Raw genomic sequence first — 16,217 nt, forward strand, 5'->3', positions numbered from 1 at the left:
TCCGACCATCCGACGAATTCTGTGATCGGTGATCGCGCCGCAGCGTCCGTCCCGCGGTGGGCTTGGCCGGCCGGGACAACGAAAGCGACTTCTTTGCGGATCGACCGGGGTCTTACTGCAAAAAAGTCGCTTTCGATTGTCGGCGTCCACGGCAGTCAGCGGTAACGGCGCGAGCGGCGACTCTTGGGGGAAATGCCGCCGCGCCGCCGTCAGCACTCAGTCCTTGAGGCGGACCTTCCGGGCACGCATGGCGATGCCCAGACCGATGGCGCCGCCGGCAGCGGCGATCAGGCCACCCACCTCAGCGCCCGTCCGTGCCAGGACACCGCGCGGCGAATCCTGCGCAGGCTGCTGTGCCGAGCCGGTCGAGCCGGCTCCCGCAGTCCCCGGGGCGTCGGCGCCGCCCTTGCCAGGTGCGCTGCCCGAGGCGCCGCCCGGCCGCTCCGGCTCACCAGGCTGCTCAGGCTTCTCCGGCTCACCAGGCTGGCCCGGCGCGGGCGCCTCGTTGCCAGCACCGAACGCGTCGCAGTCCGCCATCACGGTGGTCAGGGCCCCCGTCGGCACCCCGTCCTCGAAGAACCAGACGGCGCGCTGATCGCCGTCGCACACGTCCGAGATCGCCATGCCCTCGTGGTTGCTGTTCGGCAGGCCGGCCGGGCGGGCCAGATGCGTGATCTCCGGCTCGCCGCCGGTGAGGGCGAGGCGGGTGGTGACGCCGTCGAAGCCGTCGTCCGCGTGGACCACCAGGGTGCGGGCGCCTTCGCGGTAGTCGAGCGCCATCGCGCCGTCGATGCCGGTAGCGAGATCCGCGACCAGGGTGGCGGTGCCGTCCGGGTGGAGCACGAACGCGTACACGTGCCCGTTGGCCTCCAGCGCGGTGAAGAACACGCCGCCGGACACGGCGTCCGGGTAGGCGCCGATGGTGAACGGCTTGCCGGTCGCCTGGTCCACGAACGCGCCCTCAAGGCCGGCGCCGTCAGCGAACTCGACCGCTTCGATGCCGGTGTTCGCGGACACCTGCGGCAGTAGCTCGGTCAGGTCCCATTCGGCGGAGGCGACCACGTCGGGCCCGGCCGCATTCGGATCGACCTGAAGAATCGTGTTCTGGTTGACTCCCTTGTCGCCGTTGTCGCGCTCGGACGCGGCGTAGAGGAGCCCGTCGGAGGCGGCGGTGATGCCCTCGGTGTCGGGGCCGGCGGCCGACGGGTTCTCGGCGTCGCGCTGGAACCGGACCCGTTTGCCGTCAGCCCAGCCGTCGGCGAAGGACACGGTGCCGTCGGCGGCGGCGTTCAGCTTCCAGATGGTGCCGGTGCCGTTGTCGATGGCCCACAGGACTCCGTCGCGGTAGTCGAGGCCGGAGGAGTCCTCCAGGAACATGCCCTGCTCATCGAGGACGGTCGGGTCCTGGGCGCCGGGCCAGTCCTCAGTGTCGGGACCCGTCGGCTGCTCCCCCGTGTCGCCGTCGCAGGCGTTCGGCGCGCCCTTGGTGCCAGCGGCGGTGTCGACGACGTCGCCGGTGCCGTCAGGGCAGCGGCCGAGCGTGGTGGCGGAGTGGTCGCCCCACTCGATGATGTCGACCCGGGCGTCGAGGCGGTTGCGCAGCTCCACGTGGTCGTTCTTGCCGAGGCCGAACCCGAAGTGGGTGCCGGTATCGAACACGTACATCTCGCCGGGCTGGAGCACCGTGCCCTCGGGCACGGGAATGACGTCGGCGGCGTGGCCGACGGGGTCGTTGTCCATCACGGTCCAGCCGGAGATGTCCACGGGGGTGCTGGAGGTGTTGGTGATCTCCACCCAGTCGGTGGCGTCGCCGTTGGATTCGATCTCGTTGATGGTCACGAGCGGACGGGACAGGATGTTCGCTTCGCCGGGGGTCGCTTCGGTGAGGGCGAAGGTGCCGACGCCGTCGGGGCTGCGGCCGAACGTGGCGGCGGCTTCGTCGCCGTCGATGGCGGCGTGGCCCTGCCAGGAGAAGGAGTCGATCTCCTTCCCGGTGGTGTCGAACAGGCGGATGGAGTCGCCGGAGCCGATGCCGATGGCGGTTTCAAACGTGCCGGGCTCGTATGCGCCGGTCTGGTCGTTGAACACGAGGCCGTCGGTCTTGGCGTCCACCACGAGGTGCTGCCCGGGCTCGATGACGGTGCCGTCGGGGAAGCGCCACCGGTGGTCGTCGGAGTTGTCGCGGATTTCGTACCCGGAGATGTCGAGCGGTTCGTCGCCGGGGTTGACGAACTCGACCCAGTCGGCGGGCGCGGAGTCGATCTCGTTGATGGCGACTGACCCGCTGCTGGGCTCGGGGGTGTCGGCGGTGCAGTCGTTGGCGCCGCCGAGGGTGACGCGGGTGGCGTGGGCCCAGTCGCCGATGCCGTCGCCGCAGCGGGCCCAGGCACCGAGCGGGGCGGTGGCGTCGTACATGTAGGAGTCGACGACGGCGCCGTCGGCATCGCGGATCTCGACGCGGTCGCCCTTGCCGAGGCCGAAGTCGAAGTCGCCGTTGCCGGCGTCGTCGACCTGCGTGAGGACGAGGTATTCGCCGGGCTGAAGGGTCCCGTGGAGGTCACCGAGGCCGGGCCGGTCCTTGTCATCATGGAGGGACCAGCCAGTGAGATCCACCGGTTCGGTGCCGACGTTGAGGATTTCAACGGCGTCGGATTCGGGGCCGTTGTAGACGATCTCGCTGATGATGATGCTCGGCGAGTCGGCCGACGGGGTCGCGGCTGCCTCGATGCTGGCCGGTGAGGAGGGGGCGGCCGTGGCGGCCAGGGAGAGCCCGAAGGCTGACAGTGCGAGGCAGCTGGCGAACGCTGCCGTACGGGTGGGGATCCGCATGGGGAACCTTTCGCGTCACGAAGCGGGGGATGGGGACAGAACCGTCGGCCAGTGTGCGTGAGCAAGGCGACCCGAACGTGTCGCGGAGGTGAACGGCGAGGGCGCGGTCGCCGACGGCACCGCTGGGGGGCGGCCGACGGTTCCGGCGAGGGCGCGCGAAACGAAAGCGACTTTTTTTGCGAAATGACCGCAGTCAAAGCGCAAAAAAGTCGCCCTCGATCAGATGAGCTGGGCGCGGAGAACCGCGCCGGCCTCAGCCCTTGACGATCGTCGCCTGCTGGCCGTCCTCGCTGAACTGGACGCGGGCGTCGAGGTCCTCCACGGTGTTCAGCACGTTCACGGTCGACACGGTGTGGCTGAGCAGGTGCATCTTCACCCGCTCACCGGAGTCCGAGCCGACCGCTGCGATCGCGTTGCCCACGGTCTCGAGATAGGCGGGCAGAGAGGTCCCGAGCAGGTGCAGGCCGAGCTCCTCGTCGATGTACCAGACGCCGCCGGCGTTGCCGTTGTCCGCGATGGTCACGATGATCGCTTCGTCGGCGGTCTCGAACAGGGGGTAGTACTCGTCGGTGTCGCCGAGCAGGGTGTACGGACCGAGGTCGGTGCGCTCATCGATGACGAGGTTGACCTCGAAGTCGTCGTCCAGATGGATCCCGGCGAACTCGTCCACCAGGGGCTGCAGGACGGGCGGGATCTGAGCGGCGGTCTCGTTCGGGTCGATCAGCTGAGGGCCGGCGCCGGGCACGGTGCCGGCAGCGGACGCGGAGTCGGTGGCGGCGGAGGAATCGGTGGAGGCATTCTCTGCGGCGCCAGCGGCCTTCACGAACGCGGTGAGGCGCTCGAAGGCGGGGCGGGCGGCGGAGAGGTCAAGCATCTGGGCGGGCTCGGTGTACGTCATGGGAAGTCCCTCTCTCGCGGGAGTGACCGGGCGGCGTGCCGGCACCGCTCACGATACCGGCAGGGGTCTGCGGCATCTCAGCGGCGCGGCCGACGGGTGCCGAATTTCCGAGAAATTCACGCCCCGGGGTCGGCGGGCTCGGTCGGCACGGTCGGCTCCGAGGGCTCCGTCGGCGCGGCCGGCTCAGCAGGCGCGGCGGGCCCGGTCGCAGTGGCGCGGATCGTCAGACCGAGGTCGGTGCCGCACACGAGCGAGCGGCCGCCGCTGGTGGCGCGGACGTACTCGCGCAGGGCGTCGTGCTCGGGGCCGATGATGAGGCAGACGTCGGTGACGCCGGCGTCGGCGAGTGCGGAGATGACGTAGTCGAGCAACGGCCGCCCCACATCGATGAGCGCTGTGACACCGCTGCCGGCGGTCGCGGCCTGGCCGGCTGTGAGGGCGGCCGACGGGTCCTCGCGGCGCATGCGGGTGCCGAGGCCGCGCGCCAGAATCACTGCATGTGTCGTGGCCATGACTTCCACGCTCATGCGGGGACCGGCCGCACGCGGCTCACGCGGCGGGTTCGCCCCGATCCGACAAGCCGATCACCGGTTGCGTCCCTCACATTCCGGGTGGTGCTGGAGGCCGTTCTCCCAAGCTGGCGTCCAGGTTCGCGGGGGTCTGTTCAGGTTCGACGGGCGCGCTGTCAGGAACCGCCGCGAATCCCAGCAGATTGGGAGCCTAGTATCAGCGCCGCCCAAGGTCCATGGGTTTTCATGGTTTCAACGCGTTACGAGCGGACAGTCGTTTGAGGAGAGGACTGATCCAGAAAAGCCGTGACGCGGGGGAAAGGGATATGGCCCGGGCTCGTGGGGACGAGCCCGGGCCCTTCTTTAACCGCCCGGTCCCGGCCCGGGCGCAGCCCCCGGAACCGGCCGTGGCGGCGAGGGCTGTGCACATTCCGACCAAAAACGGCATCATTGCTCTGGCGGGGCCCTCAACGGGCCGTTTTGCTCCAGATTTTGTCCGGCCGCGCCGCGCACCGCCCCCGCAGCGGCTATCGCGCCCCGCCCCCGACCCAGCAGCCGGCTCACCCGCGGATTTCGGCCGACCCACCGGCGGCTTTCCGCCGGTTCAGCCGCGGATGTCGATGCCGAAAACGCGCTTGACCTGCGCGGTCACCATCTGCGGGTGCCGCCGGTCAGACGGCGTCGACGCCCACGGCGTGAACAGTCCCGGGAAGTCCGGGTGCGTCACCTTCCCGTGCGTCGGGCCGGAGGTGCTGACCCGGAACCCGTGCGCCTTCAGCCGCAGCCGCAGTTCCCGCAGGTCAGCGGGATGCCGTGTCCCCTTCTTCCGACGGTTCGACGGTCCGCTCACGTCGATCGGCGCTTCCGCTTCGAACTCATCCGGCCGCACGCTCAGCGCGTATCGGCTCGGCAGCACCGCGATCACGTGGTTGTCCGCACGGCGCACCTGCACGGTCCACTGGCCGCGCAGGAAATGATCGCTCGCGCCGTTGTCCGCGGTCCACACTTCCTCCGGATCGGCCACGGTCATCACCACCGTGTCGTGCGTGATCACAGCGAGCGACGTCCCGGACAGCAGCCGGATCTCCCGCTCGATCACGCGCAGCGGCCGCGTGTAGGGCCGCGGGTCGGAGGGATTGAGGGTGACGACGGCATCGTCGGGTGCGGCCGACGGGTTCGGCACTAGCTCGAAGCGCTGCGGCTTGCGCGGGCCCGGCTTCGGGGCGGCCGACGGGTTCTGCTCGCCCGCCTCGAGCTGCTCCCGGGCCCGCTGCTGCGCCTCTCGGCTGGGAATCTGCGTGTAGTCGACCGGCCGCACTTCAGCGGCCTGCCTCCGTCGGCCCGCGAGCTGGGCGGGAGAGGGCGCGCCGGGACTGCCGGGATGCTGGCGCGGCTGGCGGGGTCGGGAGGTCATGGCTCCACGGTACCGGTGCGCTACCCTGATCGGTGCACTGGCGCCGTCACACCACTGCCCGTCACCCCGATCTGCCCGCTGGAGGCCCCATGTCCGACCGCTCCTCCGCCCCCACCCTGGCACGCCGCCCCCGCCCTCTGCGCGCCGTGGCGGCCGCTGCTCTCGCCGCGGGTGTGCTCGTGACCGGTGCGGCCTGCTCGTCGGACGCCAACGGCGGCGGCAACCCGGGTGCTGAGGTGCGGATGAAGGAGTCCCAGTCGTCCGAGCTGAAGGACGGCGCCGCCTCGGACGCCGGCGGTGCCGAGAACACGGCCGGCAGCGGGGTGCCCCGGATCGATTCCTCCGCCCGAGCCTCCGAGGGCCTGACCGACGCCTGCACCGGCGAAGGCGCCGTCACGATCGCGCAGGGCAAGGAGCCCGAGCCCGCGATGAAGGACGGCGAGGACACGGTGAAGTTCGCGTTCGAGGGCGCGGTGGACGGCGAGCATGTGAAGGCCGCGCAGTTCACGATCGACCTCGGCGACGGGCCGCAGAAGATGGAGCCGGCGAACATCGGCGACCAGTTCGAGATCGGCGAGCACCGCTACTCGGTGACGTCCGTGTGCGACGACAGTGCCGCGCTCGATGTTGTGCAGTGACTCGGGCGTCGCGCCAGCCCGCCCCCTCCCCGGCCCGGCGCCGCGCCGCCGCTGATCCGCCATGACGCTCTGCGCCCACTTCGACCGCGGTGAATGCCGCTCCTGCACCCTCCTCCCCCAGCCGTACCCCGCGCAGCTGCAGGACAGGGACTCCCAGGTCAGGGGCCTGCTGGAGCCGTTCGGCGCGGGGACCGACGGGTGCTGGCTGCCGCCGATCGCCTCGGCGCCGGCCGGTTTCCGGACGAAGGCGAAGATGGTGGTCGCCGGCACCGCCGCGGACCCGATCCTGACTCTGCCGGGGGCTGAGGAGCCCGTCGGCCACTCCCCCGCCCCCTCGGTCTCCGCCGCTCCCGCGCCCGCCGGCGCAGCCGCTCCCGTGGACCTCGCGGACTGCCCGCTGTACCCGCCGATCATCCACGACGTCCTCGCCTCCGCCCGCGAGGTGATCCGCCGCGCCCAGATCCCGCCCTACTCGGTGGCGCGCCGGCGCGGCGAGGTGAAGTTCGTTCTCGTCACCGCCGCGGAGGATCAGGCGCTCGTCCGCTTCGTCCTGCGCAGCGATTCCGCTCTCGGCCGGCTGCGCGAGCACCTCGACAAGCTCGATCCGCGCGCCGTCGTGGTCAGCGCGAACATCCACCCGGAGCATGTGGCCCGCCTCGAAGGCGACGAGGAGATCCCACTGACCGAGCAGCGCGCCATCACGATGCCGGTGGGGGATGTGCCGCTGCGGGTGCTGCCGCAGTCGTTCACGCAGACGAACACGGACGTTGCCGCGCAGCTGTACCGCCAGGTCGGCGACTGGGCCGCCGAGCTCGTCGACGAGAACAGCGGCCCGAACGGAGGGGCGGGCCTGCGGGCGTGGGACCTGTACTGCGGCGTCGGCGGGTTCGCCCTCCATCTGGCGCAGCGCGGCGCCGTCGTCACCGGCGTGGAGATCTCCGCCGACGCGATCGACTCCGCCCGCGCCACCGCCGAGGCCCTCGGCCTCACCGACAGCACCGGCTTCCATGTCGCGGACGCGACGGCGTGGGCGCGCGAGCAGGACCCGTCGGCCCTCCCCGACCTCGCGGTGGTGAACCCGCCGCGCCGCGGGCTCGGCCCCGACCTCACCGCCTACCTGGAGTCCGCGCCGATCCCCCACGTCATCTATTCGTCCTGCAGCCCGGCGAGCCTCGCCCGCGATCTCGCCGCGATGCCGTCGCTGCGTCTGGTGCGCGGTAGGGTCGTCGACATGTTCCCCCACACGCCGCACGCCGAAGTCGTCGTGCAGCTGACACGGAAGGAGAAGCGCGCATGACAGCGCAGCGCCGCGTCACGATCATCGCCCTCGGCGGCACCATCGCCATGGAGCAGGCAGCGCCCGGCGAGCACGCCGCCCCCGGCACGCCCGCACCCGTCGGCCCCGCCGGCTCCCCCGCCGCCGACTCCCCGGTGCCGGGCGTGGAGGTCACCCGCGTGCAGGTCGCGAACGTGGGCTCGCCGTCGCTGCGGTTCGAGCACGTGCGCGCCGCCCTCATCGCCGCTGAGGACGCCGTGGGCGCGGGGGCCGACGGGGTCGTCCTCACCCACGGAACCGACACCCTCGAGGAGACCGCGTTCCTCCTGTCACGCCTGTGGACGCACGAGGAGCCCCTGGTCATCACCGGTGCGATGCGGCCGGCGAACGCCGCCGGTGCCGACGGGCCCGCCAACCTCCGTGACGCGGTCCTGACCGCCACCGCGGCCTCCGCACGCGGCCTCGGCGTCCTCACCGTGTTCGACTCCCACCTGCACCTCGGCGACCGCGTCACCAAGACCAGTTCCCGCAGCGTCACCGCCTTCGACTCGGTCCCCTCCGGTCCCATCGGCGTGGTCCACGCGGACGATGTGCGGCTGGTGTACCGGCCGACGGATGCCCCGCTGCGCCTGCTCGCCGGCACGGCGGCGCGGGACCTGCCGGAGGCGCTGCCGAGTGTGCCGATCATCGGAACGGGCCTCGGTGACGACACGACGATGCTCGACCTGATCGCGGCGAGCGTCGGCGCCGGCCCCATGGGCGCCGACGACGGCCCCGGGGCAGGGTCCGCGCAGCCGATGGCAGGGGCGGCGCAACCGCTGGCGGGGCCCGCGCGGCCGCTGGCCGGGGTCGTCATCAACGCCGCCGGGATGGGGCACGTCCCCGCCGGCCACATGGACCCGATCCGGTCGCTGATCAGCGCAGGCGTGCCCGTGGTGGTGTCCACGCGCATCCCGGAGGGCGGCACCTCCACCTACCACTACGCCTACCCCGGCAGCGAGGTCGATCTGATGGATGCCGGTGCCGTCATGGCGGGAGCGCTGAGCGCCCACAAGGCGCGCCTGCTGCTGCAGATGCTCCTCGCCGACGCCGCACAGGGCCCGTCGGCGCCGGCAGCACCCGCGGGCCCGTCGGCGCCGGCAGCACCCGCGGGCCCGCCGGCGCCGGCAGCACCGGCTGGCCTGCCCACCCTCGCCGATCTGCGCGCAGCGTTCGACGTCTTCAGCTACGAGTAACCCCCGGGGCCCCGTCGGCCCACGCCGCCCGGCCACCGCGCCCCGCGGTGCCCCGCCGCGCCCCGCCGCCGGCGCTCGTACCTCCCGGCCGACGGGTGCCGGCGACCGCGAGCATTGGCGCATAGCGGCACACCGTTCCGTCTATGGAGCTGGTGCGCCGCTATGCGCCCACCGATGCGCGCGGTGACGTGAGTGGGTGGGCACACCGACCCAGCCGCGTCAGAGGAGGCCGCGCTGCCGCAGGTAGGTGCTGATGCCGCCGCGGTGCCGCGGGAAGCCAGCGCCGAGGATGAGCGCGAGGTCGATGTCCTCGATCCGCTGCACCACGCCCTCGTCGACCATGCGGGTGATCTCGTCCGCGAGGCCCTTCTCGACCTCCTCGAGGAGCCGGTCACCGGTCTTCGGCCGCGGCTGGTCCGGCTCGCCCTCATTGGCGCGGGCGAAGACCTCGTCCACCTCGGCGCGCACGGGTGCGGGCGGGCGGTGACCCTCCTCCGTGAACCGCTCCCCCGCCTCCGCCATGGCGTGCAGGCCGCGCGAGGCGTGGAACCGTTCGGGGCCCTCCTTGTCCACCATCACCTGGCCAACGTGGTCGGCCACGGCGAGGCCCACCATGTCCAGCAGGGTGAGGGGACGCATCGGCAGGCCGAGTGCGTCGAGGGACTCATCGACCTTCTGGGCGGGGGCGCCCGCGTCGATCGCGGACAGCACCGTGCCGAGCATGCGGAACAGGAGGCGGTTGACGATGAATCCGGGGGCGTCGGCGGAGTCCACGGCGAACTTCCGCATCCGTCGGACCACTTCGCGGCCGGTGGCGAGGGTGGTCTCGTCGGTGGCGTCGGTGTGGATGACCTCCACGAGCGGCATCTTCGCAACGGGGTTGAAGAAGTGCAGGCCCACCACGCGCTCGGGGTGGTCGAGCTTCGAGGACATCTCGGTGACGGAGAGGCTCGAGGTGTTGGTGACGAGCAGGGCATCGGCCTCCAGGACGTCCTCGAGTTCCGCGAAGACGGACTGCTTGATGCCCATGACTTCGGGGACGGCTTCGAGGACGAGGTCGGCGCCGCGCAGGTCCTCGAGATCCGTGGTGGCGGAGAGGAGCTCGGCGGCGTCCGCATCGCCGGCGTCGGTGAGGATGCGCTGGGCGTTCGCGAGGCCCTTCGCGGCGATGGCGTCGTCGAGATCGCGCATGATGACGGGGACGCGCAGGCCGCGGGCGAGCTGCGCGGCGATCTGGGAGGCCATCAGGCCTGCGCCGGCCACGCCCACCTTCGTGATGTCCTTCGCGCCCTCGATCGGGGTGCGGGACGGCTTGCCGCGGCGGAGCAGTTCAGCGGCATGGAGGGCGCCTTCGGCTGCGGGGGTCTGCGCGAGCTCCACGATCGCGTCGGCTTCGCGGGCGAGGGCGTCCTCGAGGGTGGAGTCGAGCAGCTGGGTGACGAGGGTGAGCACGCGCAGGGTGGCGGGCGCGCCCTGGGCGTCGCGGACGCGGGCGAGCCTCTCCCGCTTCTTCAGCGCCTCCACCAGGGCCTTCGCGCGGTCCGAGTCGGCGGCGGGGAGTGGTTCGGCGCGGTCGGCGGCGGCACCGGCCGCGGCGGCGCTGTCGCCGGCATCTGCGGCGCGGTCGGCGCCGTCGGCGGAGTCTGCGGCGCTGCTGCGGCTGTCCGGGCCGACGGCGCCGGACACACCAGGGTTCTCGGCGACGTAGTCGAGAGCGGCGTCGAGGTCATCGACGAGGGCGTGGACCACGCCGCGCTCCAGGGCGGTCTGCGCGTCCATCGTGCGGTCCTTCGCGGGCTCGTCCACGATGATCGTGAGGGCGTCCTCGGGGTCGATGAGGGCGGGCAGAAGGGTGGTGCCGCCCCAGCCGGGGAGGATGCCGAGGCTGGTTTCGGGCAGTCCGATGCCCTTCACCTGGGGGCCGGCTGTGCGGATCGAGGCCATCAGGGCGGTTTCGAGGCCGCCGCCGAGAGCGGCGCCGTTGATGTGGGCGAGGACGGGGACGTCCACGGTGCGCAGGAGCACCTGCAGCCCGTGCATCTTCCGCGTCATATCGCGGATGACCTCGGGGGCGGTGCCGGCGGCGAACATGGCGAGGTCAGCGCCGGCGAGGAAGATGCGGTCCTCGCCGGTGATGGCGATGGCGCGGATGTCGCCGTTTCCGGCGGCGGCGACGGCCTGGGCGACGGCTTCGACGAGGTTGTCCACCGACTGCCGGCCGAGCGTGGCGGGTTTGGGGCCGCCGGCGCGGGCGGTGATCACGCCGACGGGGCCGAGCGTCGCGTGGTCGCGGACCTCGTAGTCGAAGGCGGTGACCTGTTCGGTGTAGTTCGTCATTGTCGGCGTCCTCCTCGGCGCTCACAGGTATCCGGTACTCCCGGTTGCAGGTACCAGTGTGGCGCATGAGGCTGGACCGCCGCTACCCCGTGCCGCCCTCCCCTGCGCCGCGCTCGCCGCTGCCCCTCGACGACGCGCTCCCCTGCTGGCCCTCGCCGCGCTCCCCCGCTGCCCGCAGGAGCTCCTCGAAGCGGGAGCGGCTGAGCGTCACGGAATCCTCCGCGTCGTCTGCCCGATCGGTGCCGACGAAGTCCTCCACGAACGGCGTCTGCGCCGACGCCAGTACGGCATCCGTCGGCCCCTCCGCGACCAGACGGCCGCCTTCGATGACGGCCACGCGGTCCGCGAGCGCGAGCACGTCCAGCACATCGTGGGTGACGAGCAGCGCTGTGGTGCCGGCGAGGCGGGCCCGCAGCAGGCGGCGCATCGCCGGGGCGAGGGCGGCGTCGAGCGCGGCGAGGGGCTCGTCGAGCAGGACGAGGTCGGGGTCAGTGGCCAGCGCTCGGGCCAGGGCGATGCGCTGCGCCTGGCCGCCGGAGACCTGGTGCGGCCGGCGGCCGGCGAGGTCACCGCAGCCGACGGCCTCCAGCTCCTCGCGGGCCCGGGCGCGCGGCCGGCGCACGCCGTGGGCCCGCATGCCGAACTCCACGTTCGCCAGCACGCTCATGTGGGGGAAGAGCAGGGCGCGCTGTTCGAGGCAGCCGAGGCGCCGGCGGTGGGCCGGCAGGTCGGTGAGGTCGCGGTCGCCGAGGGTGACAGTAGAGCCGTGGCCGGTGAGGGTTCCGGCGAGGACATCGATCGTGGTGGTCTTGCCGGCTCCGTTCGGGCCGATCAGCGCGAGCGTGGTGCCGAGGGGCCAGGCGAGGTCGAGGTCCACGGCGCGGTCGGGGACGCGGGCGCGGACGTGGACGGCGGGGCCGACGGGGGCCGCGGCGCCGTCGGGGCGGGCGGGATCCACGGCGCCGACGGAGTCAGTCATGGCTGCTCCTCACCTGCAGCCGCATGGAGATGCCGACCACGACCGCGGCGACGCCGAGGAGGATCACGGCGAGCGCCATGGAGAGTTCGGAGTCGGATTCGCGCAGCAGGTAGATCTCCAGCGGCACGGTCCGCGTCACGCCCTGCAGGGAGCCCGCGAAGGTGATGGTGGCACCGAATTCGCCGAGCGACCGCGCGAATGCGAGGGCGGTGCCGGAGGCGATGGCGGGCAGCACGGTCGGCAGCGTGACCTGGAGGAATGTGCGGGTGGGGCCGGCGCCGAGCAGGGCGGCGGCCCGCTCGAGCCGGCGGTCCGAGGCGCGGATCGCCCCTTCCAGCGCCACGATCAGGAACGGCAGGGACACGAACACCTGCGCGATCACGACGGCGATGGTGGTGAAGCCGATCTGCAGTCCGAAGGCGTCGAGCTTCTCGCCGATGAGGCCGCGCCGGCCCAGGGTCACAAGCAGCGCCATACCGGCCACCACGGGCGGCAGCACCATCGGCACGGTCACCAGGGTGCGCGCCCAGGGCGTCCACCAGGCGCGGGAGCGGGCGAGGATGTGCGCGGCGGGGATGCCGAGCAGCATCACCACGACGGTGGAGGCCAGGCAGGTGCGGATGCTGAGTCCGAGGGCGTCACGGGCGGTGGGCCGGGCGAGCAGTTCCGGGATCTGCGACCACGACACGGTGGCGAGCAGACCCGCCAGGGGGATCACGAGGATGCCGAGGGCGAGGGCGAACGGCGCCCACGCCCACGCCGGCGGCCGGGTCACTGGACGCCGAACCCGTAGGAGCGCAGGAGGTTCTGCCCCTTCTCACCGGTGAGGTCCGAGATGAACGCACGGGCGGCCGACGGGTTCTTCGCCTCCGCCGTCACCGCGACCCAATAGGTGGTGGGGTGCTCGCTCGCGGCGGGGATCGGGAAGGTCTTCACCGTGTCTCCGGCGTTCTTGGCGTCGGTGCGGTACACCAGGCCGGCGTCGGCTTCGCCGCTGGTGACGGCGCCGAGCACGTTCGTCACGGCGGTCTCCTCGGACACGGGCTTGAGGTCGAGGCCGGCGGTGTCCGCGACCTTCAGGGAGGTGGCTCCGCACGGCACGGACTTCTCGCACACCACGAGGCGGGTGCCGTTCAGGGAGTCATCGAAGCCGGTGATGCCGGCGGGGTTGTCCGCGGGGGTGACGAGCACGAGCTCGTTCGTGGCGATCTGCTGCGGCTCCCCATCGAGGAGGCCGGCCTTCTCGGCGGCGCGCATGGTGCGCTCGTCCGCGGTGACGAGGACGTCCGCGGGGGCGCCCTGCTTGATCTGCTCGACGAGCCCGGAGGAGCCGTCGAACGAGAAGGACTCCTGCACGGCGGTGGAGTCGGCGAACTCCTCGAACGGGGCGGTCAGGGATGCGGCGGCGAACACGGTGACGGGCTGGGCGCCGTCGGACGCACCGGAGCCGTCGGCGCTGGACCCGCCGGCGGATCCGCAGGCGGTGAGGGCGAGGGCGGCGGTGGCGGCGAGGGCAGCAGCTGCGCGGATGGGGAGGGCGGGATGAGCGGGGCGGAGAGTCACAGGAGGGCCTTTTCGATCTGAACATCGGTGGACTTCACCAGGGCGGAGGCGACGGAGCCGACGTCGAGGCCGAGCTGGTCAACAGCGTCCGTGGTGATGACGGAGACGACGTGGAACGGCCCGGCCTGCAGCTCCACCTGGCTGAGCACGTCGCCGCGGCGCAGCGCCACGACGAGGCCGGTGAAGCGATTCCGGGCCGATCGGGTGCCGGCGCGGTCGTCGAGCGCGCCTGCGCTGGCGGCGGCGGACTCCGCGGTGTCACTGGCGAGGCGTGCGAGGTCAGCGCCGTCCACGACCTTCACCCCGGCGCTGTCCTTGGCAGCGCTGAGGCGGCCCTGGTCGATCCAGCGGCGCACGGTGTCGTCGCTGACGCCGAGCAGAGCGGCTGCACGGGATATCCGAATCTGCGTCATAACTCCGCAGTCTACACCGCATCTGCGGAGTCAACGTGGGGCCGGAGTCCGCGTTGGCGGATACGCCACCGCGTCAGGCCTCCGCGAAGACGGTTCGCACGAGACCAGCCGAGAGGACAACCCGGTCCGCCGTCACGAGCTGGGCTCGATGCCGTATCGCATGGGAGACGATCATGCGGTCAAAGGGGTCCCGGTGATCCCACGAAAGGGCTCCCGCGAGGATCATGTCCTCGCCCGTCAGAGGAATCTCGAGGATCCGAGCCTCCTGGAGGAGCTGACTCCACGACTGCAGGACCGGTTCACCGGCGAGTTTTCCCACTCGCGTTTTTTGGGCGATCTCGAACGCGGAGGCCGCGGACACCACAAGCCGGTTCTCCGCCTTCTGGAGCTCCTCGCGGAGCTCAGCCTTCACACGCCCCGGGGAACCGAGCAGCCAGAGAAGCATATGGGTGTCGAGAAGATACGTCACTCCCACAGAGCAGCCTCGGACTCATCCATGGGTGCGTCGAAATCGTCGCTCACGGAAATGAGCCCCTCAAGCTGACCAAAGCTTCGCGTGTCGCCGCTCGCCACCGGGACAAGGACGGCTCGGGGTCGATGCGCTCGTGCGATCACAACCGACTCACCGGCCTCCGCTCGAGCCACGAGCGCTGACAGCTGCGCTTTGGCTTCCGCAATGTTGTACACAGTCATGCCACCATGATTCCTTGACCAACTGAGTTGGTCAAGGTTCAGGTCAGGGCTGTTCGCAGTGAAGGGCACGACACATGGAGCCCCTCCCGGAGCCACGCGAACGCCCTGGGCCACGCGAGCACGCTGGCCTACGCGAACGCGCTCACTCCGGCGATCTCACGGCCCACGAGCAGCGACTGGATCGTGTCGGTGCCCTCATAGGTGTGAAGCGCTTCGATGTCGGCCATGTGCCGGATCACGTGGTTCTCCAGCAGGATCCCCACCCCGCCGAGCAGGTCGCGCGCCTCCGCGGCGACGGACCGGGCGGCGCGGGTGCAGTGCACCTTCGCCATGGACGCCTGCACCGGTGTCAGCGTGCCCGCCTCATCGAGCTGAGCCACGCGGAAGCAGTGCAGCTGCGCCCCCACGAGGGTCTGCAGCATGTCCGCGAGCCGCACCTGCACATGCTGGGACTTCGCGAGCGGCCTGCCGAACTGGGTGCGGTCCTTCGCATATTGGGCGGCGATCTCGAAGCAGGCGATGGCGTGCCCGAGCGCGCCCCAGGCCACACCCGCGCGGGTCGCGGCAAGGACGCGGCCGGTGTCCTTGAAGGAGCGGGCCTCCGGCAGACGCGCATCGAGGGGGACTCGCACACCGTCCATGCGGATGTGAGCCTGGTGGATGGCGCGCAGGGACAGCTTCCCGTCGATGACGTCGGCGCTGTACCCGTCGAGGTGCTGCTCCACGATGAAGCCGGACACCTGCCCGTGCAGCTTCTCATCGGTCTCATCGTCCACGCGGGCCCACACCACGGAGACGTCGCAGTTCGCGCCGTTGCCGATCCACTTCTTCTCCCCGGTGATGACCCAGTCGTTGCCCTCGCGGCGCGCCACGGTCTCGAGGGCGACGGAGTCGGAGCCGTGGTCCGGTTCGGTGAGGGCGAATGCGCCGAGCTTCTCGGCGGAGGCGAGCGCGGGCAGCCACTGCTCCTTCTGCTGCTGGGACCCGAGCAGGGCGATGGAGCGGGCGCAGAGCCCTGCCTGCACGCCGACGACCGTGCCCATGGAGCCGTCGATGCGGGACATCTCCATCGTCACGAGGCCCGCACCCAGGGGGGAGAGCCGCCGGTGGCCGGGGATGTCGAGGCCGTCGGTGAGGAGGTCGGAGTCGGCGAGGAGCCGCACCAGGTCCATCGGGTATTCGGCGGCCTCCCACGCCTCGTTGATGCGCGCGAGGATCGGCTCGGTCAGGGCGTGCGCGGCCTGCCACGCTTCGAGGTCCTCCCCCTGCACGCCGGCGAACAGGCCGTAGTAGTCGGTGACGGGGCTGAGGGGGTACCCGTCGGCCGCGGGGAGGGGGCGGCCAGCGGAACCCGTCGGAGGGGTGGTGGCGGCTGGGCCGGCGGGGGCGCTGTCGCGGCCGACGGGGCCTGGGGTGGCGGGGGCAGGGGTCAT

The 16,217-nt window shown here is 71.8% G+C and carries 15 protein-coding genes; 3 read left to right on the forward strand and 12 right to left on the reverse strand.

What is annotated here, in order from left to right; all coding sequences use genetic code 11:
* Positions 1-216: 216 nt before the first annotated feature.
* The 4 genes from R3I40_RS09505 to R3I40_RS09520 all read right to left on the reverse strand — a co-directional run bounded on the left by R3I40_RS09505 (position 217) and on the right by R3I40_RS09520 (position 5,650).
* On the reverse strand, positions 217-2,829 hold the full coding sequence (locus tag R3I40_RS09505) for a lamin tail domain-containing protein (protein WP_285261834.1): 2,613 nt from the start codon (positions 2,827-2,829) through the stop codon (positions 217-219).
* A gap of 253 nt (positions 2,830-3,082) precedes the next feature.
* Positions 3,083-3,727, reverse strand: coding sequence for a hypothetical protein (locus tag R3I40_RS09510; protein WP_285261835.1), 645 nt, complete (start codon positions 3,725-3,727; stop codon positions 3,083-3,085).
* A gap of 116 nt (positions 3,728-3,843) precedes the next feature.
* A complete protein-coding gene (locus R3I40_RS09515) occupies positions 3,844-4,239 on the reverse strand; it encodes a glycosyltransferase family protein (RefSeq protein WP_285261836.1) in 396 nt (131 codons plus the stop codon).
* A 601-nt stretch (positions 4,240-4,840) separates the two neighbouring features.
* Positions 4,841-5,650, reverse strand: coding sequence for a hypothetical protein (locus R3I40_RS09520; RefSeq protein WP_285261837.1), 810 nt, complete (start codon positions 5,648-5,650; stop codon positions 4,841-4,843).
* An 89-nt stretch (positions 5,651-5,739) separates the two neighbouring features.
* Between R3I40_RS09520 and R3I40_RS09525 the strand changes: the two genes are divergently transcribed.
* The 3 genes from R3I40_RS09525 (at position 5,740) to R3I40_RS09535 (ending at position 8,799) form a co-directional block, all read left to right on the forward strand.
* Entirely contained in the window at positions 5,740-6,288 is a 549-nt protein-coding gene (locus R3I40_RS09525; RefSeq protein ID WP_285261838.1) for a hypothetical protein, read from the forward strand.
* A 61-nt stretch (positions 6,289-6,349) separates the two neighbouring features.
* Positions 6,350-7,585: a methyltransferase domain-containing protein gene (locus tag R3I40_RS09530; RefSeq protein ID WP_285261839.1), complete on the forward strand. Its 1,236-nt coding sequence runs from the start codon at positions 6,350-6,352 to the stop codon at positions 7,583-7,585.
* Positions 7,582-8,799, forward strand: coding sequence for an asparaginase (locus R3I40_RS09535; protein WP_285261840.1), 1,218 nt, complete (start codon positions 7,582-7,584; stop codon positions 8,797-8,799). The genes R3I40_RS09530 and R3I40_RS09535 overlap by 4 nt, the downstream gene beginning before the upstream one ends.
* A 219-nt stretch (positions 8,800-9,018) precedes the next feature.
* On the opposite strand, the gene R3I40_RS09540 is transcribed toward R3I40_RS09535, so the two are convergent.
* The 8 genes from R3I40_RS09540 to R3I40_RS09575 form a co-directional block, all read right to left on the reverse strand.
* Positions 9,019-11,136, reverse strand: a complete 2,118-nt coding sequence (locus R3I40_RS09540) for a 3-hydroxyacyl-CoA dehydrogenase NAD-binding domain-containing protein (protein WP_259923966.1) — start codon at positions 11,134-11,136, stop codon at positions 9,019-9,021.
* Between the two features lie 82 nt (positions 11,137-11,218).
* Positions 11,219-12,115: an ATP-binding cassette domain-containing protein gene (locus R3I40_RS09545; protein WP_285261841.1), complete on the reverse strand. Its 897-nt coding sequence runs from the start codon at positions 12,113-12,115 to the stop codon at positions 11,219-11,221.
* Complete coding sequence (locus R3I40_RS09550; RefSeq protein ID WP_285261842.1) at positions 12,108-12,890, reverse strand: ABC transporter permease; 783 nt, start codon at positions 12,888-12,890, stop codon at positions 12,108-12,110. The genes R3I40_RS09545 and R3I40_RS09550 overlap by 8 nt, the downstream gene beginning before the upstream one ends.
* Positions 12,887-13,678 carry a molybdate ABC transporter substrate-binding protein gene (modA, locus tag R3I40_RS09555; RefSeq protein ID WP_259923970.1) on the reverse strand — a complete coding sequence of 264 codons (792 nt, stop codon included), beginning with the start codon at positions 13,676-13,678 and terminating at the stop codon, positions 12,887-12,889. The genes R3I40_RS09550 and modA overlap by 4 nt, the downstream gene beginning before the upstream one ends.
* Positions 13,675-14,091, reverse strand: a complete 417-nt coding sequence (locus tag R3I40_RS09560; protein WP_183376976.1) for a TOBE domain-containing protein — start codon at positions 14,089-14,091, stop codon at positions 13,675-13,677. Before R3I40_RS09560 ends, modA begins: the two co-directional genes overlap by 4 nt.
* A 73-nt stretch (positions 14,092-14,164) precedes the next feature.
* Positions 14,165-14,560, reverse strand: coding sequence for a type II toxin-antitoxin system VapC family toxin (locus R3I40_RS09565; protein ID WP_317699962.1), 396 nt, complete (start codon positions 14,558-14,560; stop codon positions 14,165-14,167).
* On the reverse strand, positions 14,557-14,784 hold the full coding sequence (locus R3I40_RS09570; RefSeq protein ID WP_239376895.1) for a type II toxin-antitoxin system Phd/YefM family antitoxin: 228 nt from the start codon (positions 14,782-14,784) through the stop codon (positions 14,557-14,559). Before R3I40_RS09570 ends, R3I40_RS09565 begins: the two co-directional genes overlap by 4 nt.
* Before the next feature lie 128 nt (positions 14,785-14,912).
* The gene (locus R3I40_RS09575; protein ID WP_285261844.1) at positions 14,913-16,217 is read right to left on the reverse strand and encodes an acyl-CoA dehydrogenase family protein; all 1,305 of its coding nucleotides are present in this window, start codon (positions 16,215-16,217) and stop codon (positions 14,913-14,915) included.

The sequence above is a fragment of the Helcobacillus massiliensis genome (assembly GCF_033106145.1).
GTDB classification, from domain to species: Bacteria; Actinomycetota; Actinomycetes; order Actinomycetales; family Dermabacteraceae; genus Helcobacillus; species Helcobacillus massiliensis.